This window comes from Methylomonas sp. Uni0011 (assembly GCF_056850255.1).
Genome location: NZ_JBVVNO010000009.1, coordinates 63,359 through 77,687, shown reverse-complemented (window position 1 = coordinate 77,687; position 14,329 = coordinate 63,359). Strand labels below are relative to the sequence as shown.

General features: G+C 58.3%; 13 protein-coding genes. 6 read left to right on the top strand and 7 right to left on the bottom strand.

Features of this window, described 5'->3' with window-relative positions:
• The first annotated feature begins 270 nt into the window (after positions 1-270).
• The 3 genes from AC0IM9_RS12385 to AC0IM9_RS12375 all read left to right on the top strand — a co-directional run bounded on the left by AC0IM9_RS12385 (position 271) and on the right by AC0IM9_RS12375 (position 3,226).
• The gene (locus AC0IM9_RS12385) at positions 271-1,386 is read left to right on the top strand and encodes a helix-turn-helix transcriptional regulator (RefSeq protein ID WP_482804207.1); all 1,116 of its coding nucleotides are present in this window, start codon (positions 271-273) and stop codon (positions 1,384-1,386) included.
• Positions 1,383-2,456, top strand: a complete 1,074-nt coding sequence (locus AC0IM9_RS12380) for a LuxR C-terminal-related transcriptional regulator (RefSeq protein ID WP_482804206.1) — start codon at positions 1,383-1,385, stop codon at positions 2,454-2,456. The genes AC0IM9_RS12385 and AC0IM9_RS12380 overlap by 4 nt, the downstream gene beginning before the upstream one ends.
• Positions 2,457-2,575: 119 nt before the next feature.
• Positions 2,576-3,226, top strand: a complete 651-nt coding sequence (locus tag AC0IM9_RS12375) for a response regulator (RefSeq protein WP_278209656.1) — start codon at positions 2,576-2,578, stop codon at positions 3,224-3,226.
• 11 nt (positions 3,227-3,237) lie between these two features.
• Here AC0IM9_RS12375 and AC0IM9_RS12370 read toward each other — a convergent pair whose 3' ends face one another.
• Positions 3,238-5,331 carry a hybrid sensor histidine kinase/response regulator gene (locus tag AC0IM9_RS12370; RefSeq protein ID WP_482804205.1) on the bottom strand — a complete coding sequence of 698 codons (2,094 nt, stop codon included), beginning with the start codon at positions 5,329-5,331 and terminating at the stop codon, positions 3,238-3,240.
• Positions 5,332-5,688: 357 nt separating this feature from the next.
• Between AC0IM9_RS12370 and AC0IM9_RS12365 the strand changes: the two genes are divergently transcribed.
• Entirely contained in the window at positions 5,689-6,759 is a 1,071-nt protein-coding gene (locus AC0IM9_RS12365; protein ID WP_482804204.1) for a helix-turn-helix transcriptional regulator, read from the top strand.
• Positions 6,760-6,763: 4 nt separating this feature from the next.
• Here the strand turns inward: AC0IM9_RS12365 and AC0IM9_RS12360 are convergent, their stop codons facing one another.
• The 4 genes from AC0IM9_RS12360 to AC0IM9_RS12345 all read right to left on the bottom strand — a co-directional run bounded on the left by AC0IM9_RS12360 (position 6,764) and on the right by AC0IM9_RS12345 (position 9,560).
• Positions 6,764-7,630 (bottom strand): alpha/beta fold hydrolase, encoded by an 867-nt coding sequence (locus AC0IM9_RS12360; protein WP_482804203.1) that lies wholly within the window; start codon positions 7,628-7,630, stop codon positions 6,764-6,766.
• Between the two features lie 106 nt (positions 7,631-7,736).
• Positions 7,737-8,045, bottom strand: a complete 309-nt coding sequence (locus AC0IM9_RS12355) for a hypothetical protein (RefSeq protein ID WP_482804202.1) — start codon at positions 8,043-8,045, stop codon at positions 7,737-7,739.
• A 40-nt stretch (positions 8,046-8,085) separates the two neighbouring features.
• A complete protein-coding gene (locus tag AC0IM9_RS12350) occupies positions 8,086-8,805 on the bottom strand; it encodes a hypothetical protein (protein ID WP_482804201.1) in 720 nt (239 codons plus the stop codon).
• Positions 8,802-9,560 (bottom strand): Lcl domain-containing protein, encoded by a 759-nt coding sequence (locus tag AC0IM9_RS12345; RefSeq protein ID WP_482804200.1) that lies wholly within the window; start codon positions 9,558-9,560, stop codon positions 8,802-8,804. The genes AC0IM9_RS12350 and AC0IM9_RS12345 overlap by 4 nt, the downstream gene beginning before the upstream one ends.
• Before the next feature lie 621 nt (positions 9,561-10,181).
• Here AC0IM9_RS12345 and AC0IM9_RS12340 point away from each other — a divergent pair.
• Together AC0IM9_RS12340 and AC0IM9_RS12335 are read left to right on the top strand one after the other, a co-directional pair.
• Positions 10,182-10,709, top strand: a complete 528-nt coding sequence (locus AC0IM9_RS12340) for a hypothetical protein (RefSeq protein ID WP_482804199.1) — start codon at positions 10,182-10,184, stop codon at positions 10,707-10,709.
• 172 nt (positions 10,710-10,881) lie between these two features.
• On the top strand, positions 10,882-12,672 hold the full coding sequence (locus AC0IM9_RS12335; RefSeq protein ID WP_482804198.1) for a sensor histidine kinase: 1,791 nt from the start codon (positions 10,882-10,884) through the stop codon (positions 12,670-12,672).
• Positions 12,673-12,825: 153 nt separating this feature from the next.
• On the opposite strand, the gene AC0IM9_RS12330 is transcribed toward AC0IM9_RS12335, so the two are convergent.
• Entirely contained in the window at positions 12,826-13,620 is a 795-nt protein-coding gene (locus AC0IM9_RS12330; RefSeq protein ID WP_482804197.1) for a VPLPA-CTERM sorting domain-containing protein, read from the bottom strand.
• A 135-nt stretch (positions 13,621-13,755) separates the two neighbouring features.
• The gene (locus AC0IM9_RS12325) at positions 13,756-14,316 is read right to left on the bottom strand and encodes a VPLPA-CTERM sorting domain-containing protein (protein WP_482804196.1); all 561 of its coding nucleotides are present in this window, start codon (positions 14,314-14,316) and stop codon (positions 13,756-13,758) included.
• Positions 14,317-14,329: the final 13 nt, after the last annotated feature.

Genomic DNA, 14,329 nt, shown 5'->3' with positions numbered 1-14,329 from the left:
GGCGATTAGGAAAGCAGGCTGGCTAGAATCGATATAAACGATCAATGTGAACAGGCAGAAAACAATGGTTTTACGCCTAAAACAAAGACGCTGACACCATACCACAAATGATAATCATTCTCAAAAAACATTTTAATTTCCGTTTGTGCCTCCAATATTCGTCCACTAACAAAAACACCCTCCATAGGGAGGATGTTTGACTACACAGAATATGTTTCAATAATGAATCCGTCCGCCAGCTGGCGCTCCAGCCCTGCCAAAGGCTCAGGTATGAAACAAAGCCACGCTTTAGCTTATTTGCGCCAAATCTGTTGCTCAGGCTTGAGCCGTGAGCTCGCGATCGGTGAATTTCTCAAAACCTTGCCGCTGGTAGTGCCGTCGAACAGCAATACCTTTTCGGTCGGCGACAGCCAATTGAGACCGGTCTACCACATAGCCGGATTCGAATTGGCCGACATGGCGGCCACGGCTCCGGAAATTATCGCCGCCTACCATACGCCCGAGCGCCAACGACGCGCCAACGTCTGGTTCGCCTCTCATCCCTGCATCGGCGATCCCAGGGTGATGGAACAAGGATTTTATGCGACCGATCTTTACCACCTGATCTACCGCAGATTCGATATGCATCATGTGCTGTGGCTGCCGCTCCCGTTGGACGGCGGCGCAGCCGGAGTACTTGGGCTTTACCGGCCGCAGCATCAGAAACCGTTCGACGGCCGCGACCAGACCCGGGTGCTGAGTTTATTGCCCTATCTGGCCCATGCCTTCCGTGCCGGTAACGACAGCAATTTCCAGCTCGGCCCGCCTTGCGGCTCCGGAATGTTGGTGATGGACACTCAAGGCAAGACCGTATTCCAAAGCCCGGAGGCGACGCGGCTCTTGGAGCTCGCCCGCTACCCCAGGTTACTGCGCGATATGCGCGGGCAGGACCGCCTGCTGGCCAAACTCGCCGAACTATGCCGCAATCTGCTCGGCATCTACCGCGGCGAAGATGCGCCGCCACCGTCATTCAGCCACCATGCCGCCACCGGCCAATATCTGTTCAAAGCCTATTGGCTGAACGGTTGCGGCGACCAGCCGGAGCGCCTGATCGGCGTGACGGTAGAGTATCGCCAGCCTTTGACGCTGAAACTGCTCAGAGCTCTCCGCGACCAACCGCTGTCGCCTGCCCAGCGCGAAGTAGCGCTACTATTGGCCCAGGGCGAACCGTTCGAAAAGATTGGCCAACGCCTGCATATCAAAATGACCACCGTCAGGGACCACATCGGCAAAATCTACACCAAACTCAATATTCACCAGCGGGAAGAATTGCTGCCTAAGCTGCTGGCGGCCTCCGCAAGCTCTAGCGAACAACTCTACCCGGCCGAAACGGAGCGGTTTCGATGAAAAAAAATCACGCAATGGCTTATCTGCGCCAACTTTGCTGTTCCGGACTGAGCAAGGAATTGGTGATCAACGAATTTCTGCGCACCTTGCCCATCCTGATACCTTCCACCAGCAACGTCTTTTCCGGCGTCGATGCGCAGCTCAGGCCGACTTACTGTATTGCCGATTTCGACATGAGCGAAATGGCCGGTACGATGGTCGAGGTGGTATCGGCGTTTTATACGCCGGAACGCTTAAGCCGGGCCGCGGCATGGCTGAAACGCCATCCGGCCATCACCAACCCCTTGCTGCTGGACGACCGCTTTTACCAAAGCGATATCTACAACGTCGTCTACCGCCGCTTCGACATGCACCATGTACTGTGGCTGCCTACCATCGACAACGGCAAACCGAATGGCGTGCTGCGCCTGTACCGGCCGAGAACCCAAAAACCCTTCGGCCGCGAGGATCAAGCACTGGCCGGCCAATTGCTCCCCTATCTGGCCCACGCGATAAAAGCGGCCAACGACGCCCAGTTCCGCTACGAACGCGAGGCGACTTGCGGAGTGATCGTCATGGACCCGCAAGGCAAAATCTTATTTCAAAGCCCGGAGGCGAGAAAGTTACTACACGCCGCATCTACCCCGGCGCTCGACGCCAATCACGATCGGGGAAAAGCCTTGTTAATGACGGAACTGGCCCGCCTCTGCGCGAAATTACAAGCGGTTTCCCGCGGCCACAGCGCCGCCCCGCCCTGTTACCGCCACACCGGTGCGGCCGGCGAATTTCTGTTCCGGGCCTACTGGCTGGAAAGCCAAAGCGGCGCAAGCGGCAGCCTGATCGGCATCAGCGCCGAACACCGCGAGCCGCTGAAGCTGAAACTGCTGCGCTCGCTACAGCATTCGGCGTTGTCGCCGACGCAAAAGGAAGTGGCAATGCTATTGACGCAAGGCATTTCGTTCGAGCAAATCGGCCAATCGCTGCACATCAAACCGGCTACGGTTAAGGACCATGTCGGAAAAATCTACGGCAAACTCGACGTCCGCCAGCGCGACGAGGTATTGCCGAAGTTGCTGGCACTGAGGGCTTAGGCCGCACCCTCACGGAATATTGGCGACGCGAGCGGTATCGGGCTAATCTAAGCCGCAACCCTCGACTGAATGTCTCGCCGACGGCGGCCACCCGTTACCTTTCAGGACTTGTCCCAACCATGCAAATATTAATCGTCGACGACCACACCTTGTTTCGGGAAGCGCTGTTGCATGTGTTAAAGCAACTGGACAACAACGTGCTGGTCCACGAAGCGGCCAATACCGGCGAAGCCTCGAATCTGCTCAGCCACCGCCGCAATTTGGATTTGGTGTTGCTCGACATCGATCTGCCGGGACAAGACGGCCTCAGCGCCCTACCGGGCATGCGGGAGCAGGCGCCGACCGTGCCTATCGTGGTTTTGTCCGGCTCGGAAAGCTCGCAGCACGTCAACGCCGCCCTGGAATCCGGTGCGGTCGGCTACATTCCGAAATCTTGCAGCGGGCACGAGATGTTGACTGCCTTGCGCATCGTGTTGCAGGGCGATATTTACGTTCCGCCGCGCCTGCTCGGCAAGCTCGACGTTGCGCCAACGCTGAAAGTCGAGACCGATGCCGGCCAACACCCGTTGACCGCACGCCAGATCGAGGTACTGGAACTGATGGCGCAAGGCCTGCCCAATAAATCGATCGCCCGCCGCTTGAATCTGGCCGAAGGCACCGTGAAACTGCATGTCGCAGCGATCTTACGCGCGCTGGATGCCGGCAATCGCACCCAAGCCGTCACCGCGGCGGCTCGGCTCGGCCTGTTGCCGCTGGCCACAGGACTCTGATTCCGCCGAGCTCAGTCCCTACCGGGTTTGCTGAGCATATACTGCAAGGTACTGCGCAGCTTGGCCGGTTGCACCGGTTTGTGCAGTAACGGAAAACCGCTGGCATCGGCTTCGCGCAAACGTTCCGGCCCGGTATCGCCGGTGACGATCAGTATCGGCAGCGGATATGCCAACCGGCGGCGCAGTTCCCGCGCCACCTCGATCCCCGACAAATCGCCCGGCAAGCGGTAATCGACGATCGCCAATTCGGGCCGCAATTGATGATCGTCGATCTCGGCCAAAGCCTGGTACAGGTCGGCCGCGGCAAACACGCGGCAGCCCCAACGGCTCAGCAGGCCGCGCATGCCGTCCCGCACCGCGACATCGTCGTCGATCACCAACAACCGTCTATCCTCCAGCAAATGTAACGGCGACACTGCATTTTGCGGCTCGGGACCGGGCAAGGTGATCGCGGCTTCCGCCACCAACGGCAAGGTCAAACAGAAACAAGAGCCGTGGCCCAAGCGGGATTTGACTCGAATCTTATGGTTCAGCAGTTTCGCCAGACGCTTGACGATAGCCAAGCCCAACCCCAACCCTTGCCGGCGGTCGCGGGCCGGATTATGCAGTTGATGAAATTCGACGAAGATCTCGTCGAGCTGATTGTCCGGAATACCGGGGCCGGTATCGATGACCTGGATTTCGGCACTGCCGCAACGCCGGCGGGCAGCGACCAATACCCGGCCATGCCCGGTATGGCGTAACGCGTTCCCGATCAGATTGCGTAACATCCGCTCCAGCATGGCCGGGTCGGTGTTGACCAGCAATGGGGCGTGGCGAATCTTGAGCTGGTTGCGGTTTTCCGCGGCGATCGGCTGAAATTCGCTTTGCAGGCGTTGGAATAAGTCATCCAGCGCGAACGGCTCGATCGCCGGCTTGACCACGCCGGCATCCAATTTCGATACGTCCAGTAAAGCATTCAGCATCGAATTGATCGCGGCGATCGAATCGTCAATCTGGGCCAGCAAACCCTGGGTTTCCGGCGCCGCCACCCGGTCGGACAATTCGGCGAAGAACAGGCCCAGTGCGTGTATCGGCTGACGCAAATCGTGGCTGGCCGAAGCCAGAAACCGGGTTTTGGCAGCATTGGCCTGTTCGGCCTCGCGCTTGGCTTTTTCCAAAGCTTGTTCGCGTTTGATTAAATCGCTGATGTCGGTGTAAGTGACAACTCGGCCGCCGTGCGCCAACCCGGATTGGCGGATTTCGTAGACCTTGCCGTCAGGACCGCGATAATTGCTCGAGCCTTCCGCGCTGATCGCAATCGGCGGGTTGGCGGCCGCCAATAACTCTGAAAGCCTGGCATGGCTGTCCACAGTGCCAGCTCCGTCGCCCAGCAAGGCGGTAAATTGGCGGTTCCACATGCGCAGCAGATCGTCCGTATCCGACATCGTGATGCCCTGCCCCATATTTTCCAGCGCCGTTTCCAGCAACAGGGATTTTTCCTCGGACTCGCGGCGTAAGGCGGCATTTTCGAAATTCAGGCGGAGGGCATGGTTCAGCATCCCGGCCAGCCTTAGCGAGCTGGGAATGCTGATAATCGGCAGCACCGAAAAAATGATGGCCGGTACGATGTAGTTGCCGCCGCCTTCGCTTAACAGGAAATAGTCGATCGCAATCGTCGCCGGAATGTTGACGACCAACACTGCCGGAAAATAGGTAAACCAGGTCAACATGACCCCGACAACCTGGGTGATCGTCGGCACGGTAATCACCAGCACGTTGACCGGATCGTTGGCGTCCAAAAAAAACACCTGGCACATGACCCACCAAAAACCGTTGAGCGCGGCACCCAGCATAATCAGGCGTTTGAATTTCGGCACGTTGTCGACCAACGCCGTTTTATGCACGTGGTAATAGTGCAGGACAACCCAGCGAAACAGGTTGATACCCGTCAAAACCAAAGCCCAAAGCAACAGCAGGCCATGGGCGGCGGTCTGCCACAAGCCGACCACAATCAAGATCGTAAACGGCAGCATCACAAAAAACACATATTTGCCCTGCCGGGTCGTCACCCATAGCCGTTCCACTTCAATTTGCGCTTCGAGATTCCGGTCCGAGTTATTCATGGCTGATCCTGCTGAGCTTGATCGGGTGAGCATTTTCGCTGGCTGCAGGATAATGGCTGAGTGGCTGCCCTGCAATCGATACGACGGCCTATCTCTTTCGGACTAGCCTCTTAGCGCGCTCGGCCGGCTGCCGGCCGCAAACGGCGCGCAAGGCCCGAGATTGCAAGCCCGCCTATCGCTAAGATCGAGACAGACAAAGCCCTAACATAAAAGCCGATTACCCCGAAAGGCATAGGCTGTCAGCCATATTTTCTAGGGCTACCGAATACCAGCATACTTTTTCCCGAAACTGCAAGGCCGGCAAGCACCAGCGTTTGGCGACCGGCCCAAAACAATAACCAGTGGGGGAAATAAGCCATGAAACAATCTAACGCAATCGCCTATCTGCGCCGGCTGTGCTGTTCGGGTTTGAGTAAGGAGATTGTGATTGCCGAATTCTTGCGGGCATTGCCGGCTCTGATTCAATCGCACCACAATACGTTTTCCGGTACCGACGCCAGACTCTACCCGCAGTACCACATCGCCGGTTTCGATTTGGCCGGGATGCGCGACACCATTCCGGCCATCGTCGCCGAATTCCACACTCAGGAAAGGCAGCAACGGGCGATTGCCTGGTTTAAAGACCACCCGGCAATCGCCGACGCTCGCACCGTCGACCCCGAATTTTACCGTAGCGACATGTACAACTTGGTTTACCGGCCGTTCGATATGCACCACGTGTTATGGATGCCGGTAGCGCAAAACGGGCGGCCGGTCGGCGTGTTGGGTTTATACCGCAGCAAAAACCAGGCTCCGTTCGGCACCAAGGAACAAATGCTGCTCGGACACGTGCAGCAATACATCGTCCACGCCTTGGGTAATACCGCCCATGCCGAGCCGCAATACAGCGAGAACGGCCGTACCGGCATGATGATCATGAACAGCAACGGCGAACTGCTGAGCCAAAGCCGGGAAGCCGAACAGTTATTAAGTATGGCCAGATTACCCCGCCTGTTGGTCGACGGCCGCCGCGAAGACCGTTTGTTGAGCCGTCTCTCGCAACTTTGCGCCAATCTCACCGCCGTTTATCGCGGCCAAAACGTACCGCCGCCGCAGTTCTGCCACCTCAACCCTTACGGCCGATTTTGGTTCCGCGCTTACCGCCTGTTCGATTGCCAGGACCAAGGCTCCCAACTGATCGGCGTCACCATCGAACACCAGGAACCGGTGGCCTTGAAAATTCTGCGGGCGATGCAGGACTTGCCGCTGTCGCCGATGCAACAGGAAGTCGCGCAATGCGTTGCCGAAGGCTTGTCTTACGATCACATTGCCAAACGCCTGCACATCAAACTGACCACGGTCAAAGACCACATCGGCAAAATCTACACCAAACTGGATATCGGCCAACGCGAGGAGTTGTTGCCCAGGCTGCTGGCGCAGGCCGGCTAGCGGCTTAGCGCGAAGTGTCGGCGCCTGCCGGCGTTTGCGCCGACCGCGTCGTTACCGGTTCGGACTTGGGCTGTACCGCGGCCAGCACCTCGCGAATCGCCGAAATGATAGGCTCCGGTCGTTCCAGCGGCATGGCGTGGCCGCTGTCCACCCAAATTTGAATTGCGCCCGGATAGAGCCGGGCCAGCTCCATTCGTTTGCGATTGCTATCGACGGCCAGTGACGACGTATCGGCCAACGGTTGCGCCGCGCTCAGCACAATCACCGGCACGGCGCCAAATGCCGACGCCGCGAGTACTTCATCGCCGGTCCGATCGATTTCGGCAAACTCGCCTTCGGCCGCGGCCGACAACGATACTTCGAACAGCCAACGCCACCAAAACGGCCAATGTTCCACAGCCCCCTGGCCTTTCAGTTGCGCTGGATGGGTGGAATCCACCAGAATCAAAGCCGCAACTTCCTGCGGATAGTAACGGGCATACCATTGCAGGTACAAACCGCCCAACGAATGGCCAACCAGAACATAGGGCGGCGCCAGTTTCTGGCTAATCAGCAATTCGCGCAGCTCTTGCACCACATGGCGACCGTCGCGCGGCGATGCGACTGCATCGCTGTTGCCGATGCCGGCGCGGTTGTAAACCAAGGCCGTTGCCGACTCGGCGATTGGCGGATAGACCTCCTCCCACCAAGTGAAGTGTCCACCCAGCCCGGTTTCGAACACCACCGGCAAGGTATCGTGCCGGCTCAAAGCAAATTCCACTTGGCGGCCGGTGACATTGGTCGTCGCCACCTGGGGAAGGTTCCCGCCACAGCCGTTCAGCAGGCCGGCCAACAAGGGCAGCATGGCCGCGTTCGAAATCGCTAGTTTCATCGCCGGGGATGCAATCGATCAACCGAAGTTGCAGGGACGGCAGCGCCGCCGCGGCGATCTCGGTTCGATACCGCCTGCACGGCTAGCCCACATTGCAGAAATCGCGTCATTGGCCCAACAGCGGATTTCTGGCCGGCTCGCCTTTTTTGCTGCAGATCGCTTCCGAAACCATCCGCCCCAGCACCGAGATCGAGCCGCCGACGTAGCAATTGTATTGCAGACCGCTGTCGGTCTTCACCGAATAGCGGGTGGTGACGCCGTCGTCCACCCGGTTCTCGATTTTGAACTGGTTCTTTTCCAGTCCCAGGGCGTGGGCGGTGCGATCCACCAGCGCGTCTTGGGTCACGGCCCAGGCCGCGCAGCCGCCAAGCGTTAAAAACAAACCGGCATACAGCCAAATTTTTTGATTCGTCATTGGATTTCCTGGTTGAATTTTCTTAATTGAAGCGTGCTATTCAGTCTGTCAGGCGCCGTCTGCCGTTGCCCAACAGTCCGGCCAGACCGGCGCCGAACAGCCAGACCGCAGCGGGGAGCGGTACCGCCGCAACGTCGCCGTCGCGGACTGCCCAGGCATACATGCTTGAGGCGAGATTGTTTTTGTACCAAGTTTGTTGCATGCCTATCGTGGTCGGGAAAAACCAGGCTTCGTCGGTACGGCTAGGTACCTCGTTGCCGGACCAGTAATTATCCGATTGCAGATTTTTGACCAAGCCGACATCGGTTTGGCCGCCGGTGCGGCCGTCGCGGTAAATACCGAAATTCGGATTTTCGGTCCCGTCCGCGAAAACATACGAGGTCAACCCCAGGTTGACGAAGTACATATACCCCAGTTCCGAGTTCGGACTGGTAACATTCCAGGAGTAATCGGTAGAACCGTCGTTGGAAAAGTTCTCGTTGTAGGCAATCCCGTTGACCGGTTTGATGCTGGCCAGCCGCCAGTCGCCGAAGCCGCCGAACTCCAGTTGTTCCGCCCACGCCGTCGCTTCGTACCAATTCATCTTGCCGTCGGCGTCGTAGCCGCTGGTCTTGGCGTAATTGGCGTCCTGCAGCCAGGTCACGTTCAGGACGGTGTCGTACAGCATGCCGCCGCCGCGGTCGAGTAACGCCGCTTGCGCGTCAGTCAAGTTGATCGTGGCAGCCATCGCGACCGCCAATAAGGTGTGTTTACAATTCATAGGATTTTTCCTTGCAAGTGGATCGGTTCAATCGGACTGGCGCCGCTGCGACGGCGCCCGATCCGCCCGGCCATCAGGCCCAGGCCGGATAAAAACAGGACATAGCTTTCCGGGTTCGGTACTGCGGTGACATCGCCGTCGCGCACGGCCAGGACGTAAAATTGGCTACCTTTGCCGATGTAGTTTTGCATACCGGTCGCGGTGCTCAGATACCAGGCTTTGTTGCTGTCGCCGCTGTAACTGGTGCCCAGCCAATAACTGAAGGACTGAAGATTGCTGAACAGGCTTTCGTCGTCGGCCGTGGCCGGATCGTCGACCAGACCGTAGCCGGGCTGGGGCAAGCCGCGCGAATCAGAAAAGCCCTTGTTCCCAAAATCGCCGTAGAACAAATGGGCCAGTTCCGAGCTGGTTAAGGCGACGTTGAAACCGCAGTCGGTGCCGCTGTAGCCGTAGTCGCAGCCCGCCGCGCCCAAGTCTTGGAAAGTCGGCAAACGCCAGTCGTCGTAGGTGGTGCCGCGCACGCTATCCGCGTAGCTCAGCCCATCCACCCAGGCCACGGCGTTTTGCCAACTCATCTTGCCGGGGGTATAGGCGCCGCTGGTATTGGCGTAGTTGGCGTCGGCCAGCCAGGTAACATCAAGGTCGCTGTCGTAGATCAGACCGCCGCCGCGGTCGAATAGCTGCGCCTGCACACTGCCGGCAGCCAGCGAGCCGAGCAAGGCCAGCCATGTGCGAAAAGCTTTAGGTTTCATCATTTTTCTCCAAACAGTAGTTCTCGAGCGGATTCGTCAACTCGGTAAACCGGTCAAGGATGCCAAGCCTGGCCGGCATTATCGAAAGGCAAATGGCGCTGGGGAACCCTACCGGAGTGGGGTATCGAAAACCGTAGCCGGCCTGTTAAGATGCAATTTAATTGTATGTTTTAACCAGGTTTGATTTGGAACGAATTGTCTGAAATTCGATTGGCATGGGCGGCCAAGTCACCTAACAACGCCAATGTCGAGATCCGGCGTGTTTGCTGAATACCACGTCTTCCGCTTATGCCACTTCACGCCGAACGGAGCCATACGACGCTTGCCGGCCAGCGCCCATCGCGGCGGCCGATTGCCAGCGGCAGATCGAAAGGTTTGTCAGGTAACGGCGGCTTCCGTTCCGGTTGCCGCCGTTACCCGGCACCGCAACCTATTTGGAAGACTGGGGATTGGCCGCTGACATCAGCATGGAGCATGCACATCAGCCTCCAAAAGCGGGGCGACGGAACGCAGGCGCCACTCAAACTCATTGCAACGGCAGGCGACCGAAGGAGGTAGCAGATACCCAGATATCCAACAACTCAAAGATTTCTAAATACCCTCTACCTTTTTGGAGTACAAACAATGAATTTAAAAAATAACGCTATCCGTTTGCTTACGCTGCTTCTCGTTCTTCTGGCGATGGTTTCGCAAACGGCGAATGCCGCTCCGGTAAATGTCGATTTGACTTCCGGTACCTGGCTAGTATCCGGGGGCGACACCAGCGGCGTCAGCTGGAACGGTTCGACCCTGGTGTTCGAAACGCAAATAGCGATCGGGGAGAGTCTGTCCTTGACCGGATATTTCGATTGGGTGGGCAGTAACGGCTCATTCGGCCGCGAGCGGTTCACCGGAACCCTTTTCGCCAATCGGGAAATCGAATTATCCGGATTCGAGATCGTACAACCGGCGCGCGGCATCGGCTTGACGAATTACTTCGCGGAATTGGCTGTATCCGGCACGGAAATTATCAACGGCACCTGGAGCGGACCGGTCATTCCAAGCAATAACTGGTCAGCCAGATTGGCGCCGGTGCCATTGCCAGCCGCGGTATGGCCGTTTCTATCCGGCCTGATTGCGATAGCTGCCTCTCGCTCTAAAAAGCGCACATAATCCGCTGCGCCGGTGCAAGCGGATCGACTCTGTCGCGGCGGTTTGGCAAGATTGCCCGCTCGACTTTGCCGCCCGTTGCACCGCTGCCGACAGCCGGCCCGCCTCTTGGCAAACGGATTAATTCGGAAAGATACGGGCACCGCAATCACCTGACCGGTATTGGAGTAGCGAAATGGCAAAACTTATTGCGAAATCGGCTCGACAAGGCGCGGGTAGCTTGTCGGAAATCAGCGCCAGCGGCCAATTGCGCCTATTGGACCTCAGCTTCGCCCGCATCGTGTTGGGTTTCAGTTTATTCCCGGTGGTGGCAACCCCTTTCATCGTCTGGTTACACCAAATCGGCAGGAGTGCAGTGCCGTTTTGGACTTGGGCCGGTTGCTTCAGCCTGGTAGCGCTATTGGTGAAACTGCTGTTTAACCGTTTCAAGGCCGATTGCACGCGATTGGACGCCGAGCAGGCGATCAGCCATTGGTTACCGCGGGTGCATGGACTGGCGCTAGTCTATGGATTCGGTTTGTCGCTACCGATAGTAATCATGTCCTGCGCGCCTTACCCGTTCGAGTTTGCCATCCTGTTTTTGGTCACCAGCGCCTCGATTGTGGCCGGCAATGCCACTCATCAGTCGCCGGTACTCAGTTGTTTTAAGCGATTTTTCGCCGCCGGCTGGGGCATTACAACCATCTTAATCCCTTGGGTATTTCCGGAACATTGGCCCTACGTGATGCCGTTGACCGCCTTGTATATCTTCTCGATCTACAAACACGCCATACTGGTCCATCGCTTTTTTCTGCAGCAGATTTTGCTGGAGCAAGGTTACCGACAAGCCAAAGAAGAAGCCGAAGCGGCGCTCTATGCCAAAAACCGGTTTCTGACCACCGCCGCTCACGACTTGCGCCAACCGGTGCATGCCATGGGCTTTTTGATCGAATCCATTTCCCGCCGTAACCGCGCCGCCGAGTTGCGGCCGGCCCTGCAGGATTTGCGGCAAAGCGTGCAGTCCGTGACCCAGATGTTCAATTCGTTACTCGATTTGTCCAAGATCGAACTCGGCGCGCAACCGGTCAAACTGCAACCGGTATCCGTCGACCCGCTGATGGCCGATATCGCTATCTTGTTTCGCGAGGAAGCCCAGGCCCGCAATATCGACTTGCGGGTCCGCACCAGCGGCGGCAAGGCGTTGGTCAACGCCGATCCGTTGTTGCTGCGGCAGTCGATGATTAATCTGATGCAGAACGCGTTGCGCTATACCCAGCGCGGCGGGGTGCTGATGGCGGTGCGCCGCCGGGCCGGGCAATGGCAATTCGAAGTCTGGGATACCGGGGTCGGCATCGCTCAGGCCGATCAGCAGCGGGTGTATTCGCCGTTCTTCCGCCCCGAGCATGCCTGGCGCATCGACAATGCCGGCCATGGCCTGGGGCTGGCGGTGGTGGCCCGCTGCGCCGATCTGATGGGTGCCAGCCAGGGCTTGAATTCGCACGAAGGCCGGGGCTCCCGCTTCTGGTTGCGGCTGCCGGCGGCGGAGACCGGCGAGCGCCGCTTGGCGGTGCGCGATACGCTGCCCTTGGCGCTGGGCGGCGATACCCGGCTGCACGGCCGCTGTCTGGTGGTCGACGACGAGCCGCAAGTCCGCAGCGCCTGGGAAGCCTTGCTCTGCGCCTGGGGCATCAGCGCCGTCTGCGTGGCTTCGGCCGGCGAAGCCTTTGCCGAGCTGGACGCGGGCTTTGCACCGGACGCCATCTTCTGCGACCAGCGCCTGCGCTCCGGCGAGAGCGGCTTCGAATTACTGCAAGCGCTGTTGGAACGTTGCCCGGAAGCCGCCGGAGCCATGATCAGCGGCGAGTTCGATTCGCCAGCCCTGGCGCAGGCCGAACAGGAGGGCTATCTGGTGCTGCATAAGCCGTTGGAGCCGGAGGCGCTGTACACGCTGTTGCGTCAGTTTCTTTCTGAGACCGGAAAGGTATAAGGTCGATTTCTCGGGATAATACGTCCGCGACAGCAGGACTTGCCGGCTCAGCATATCCGCGGCTTAGCGGTGTGCGCTGGAAGATGGTAATCCCCCAGACCAAAACCGGAAGCCCCTATGCTACTGAGCCAGCGCACGACGACTAGGCGGCGGTCAGCCGATAGTCGAAACGCTATCCAGCGTGTCGCCGTTTGGACTCACCGTCGATTGGCCGCGCCGCGCCAAGCCTAAGCAGCCCAAGCCGGATAGAAACAGCAATACCGTTGCCGGCACCGGCACCGGCGCGTAACCGTATTGCAAATGATCCACCTCCCAATTGTTTTTACCGGGCATGGAAATTCGAATAGCGGAAATGCCGCTGGCGTTTATCACGCCGAAAAAGCGATCCTCGCCGGTGGTGCGGGAAATACTGGAATCTCCCAGGGAGTAAGGCCCGAACACGCCCAAGGAACGACCCAAATGGTCGAATGCTTCAAAGATAGTATTGTCCGACAGGTCGGCGGCTCGCGGGGCGCCGCCGTTGTTTCGCCCGACATCGGTCCAAACGATGCCGGCGTGCGTTGGCAGAGCGCCGCCCAGCGCTGCAGCGGAAAAATCGAAAGTAAAACTGCTGGTTCTGTAATTGCTGAACAGACTTCGGGTTTGACCGCTGGCGACACCGTCGATGATGCCGTCGTCGCCGTCTACCGAATCGCTGAACGCGGTGGTGATACCAGTGGTGAAAACTTCGCGGAGGCTGGCCCCCGGCGTGCTCAACACGCCATCCTCAAAGTCTTCGAGATGAAAATAGCCGAAATTTTGTCCGTGGAACGGGCTATCGGTAACGCTTGCATAAGCGCTCGGCCCGAGAAATATCGGCGCCGCCTCAGCCGAATAAGGCAGCGCAGCGAATAGCGCGAGCACCGTCAATTTTCCAATCCCAGTCTCGGGGCATCTAGTATTCCACATCACCTGTCTCCTCGTTTGCTAGGTAAAAAATGCGCCGCCAAGATTCGTTGGTATCCGGCGCCGTTGCATGGTTTTCGTCCCGACTTGAGAAATCGACCTGTCACAACACAGGCCCACCAAGCGGCAACCGTTCCCTTAAGCCCGCCAGCGCCGCATATCGACCAACCCGAGCAAGCCGGCGCCGAACAACCAGACTGCGGCCGGCAATGGCACTGGCGCAGTGGTATAGGTCAGATTGTCGACGATGAACCCGTCGCCGCTCTGGCCGTGGAACTGGATTTTGTCGACCAGTCCGGCGTAGCCGGATGCCAGCCAATAGATATCGCGCGGTTGATTGTCGCCATCGAGCGGCGAGCTGTAGACTTTTTCCCCCTGGTAAAACAGCGAAAAACTGACGTTGGTATCGGAGCCCCAATAGTTGTAATACAGACCTTGAAAAATCACAGGACCTTGATCGAACGTCAGCTCGCCGGCTGTAGCATGCAAACGGCTCTCGCCCAATTCCGGACCGTGCGCTTCGAATTCTGAGTAACTCGACACCTGTACGTGAAACGATTCCCAGCCCGACAAACCGCCGTAGCCGTCGACCAGATCCCAGTCGCGGATGCCTTCGAAGTCGACCACGGTTGTCGCCGCATTGGCCAGACCGCTACCTAGCGACGCCGTCAACAGCGCAGCCATCAATGTTTTTTTCATACGTAGTTCTCCA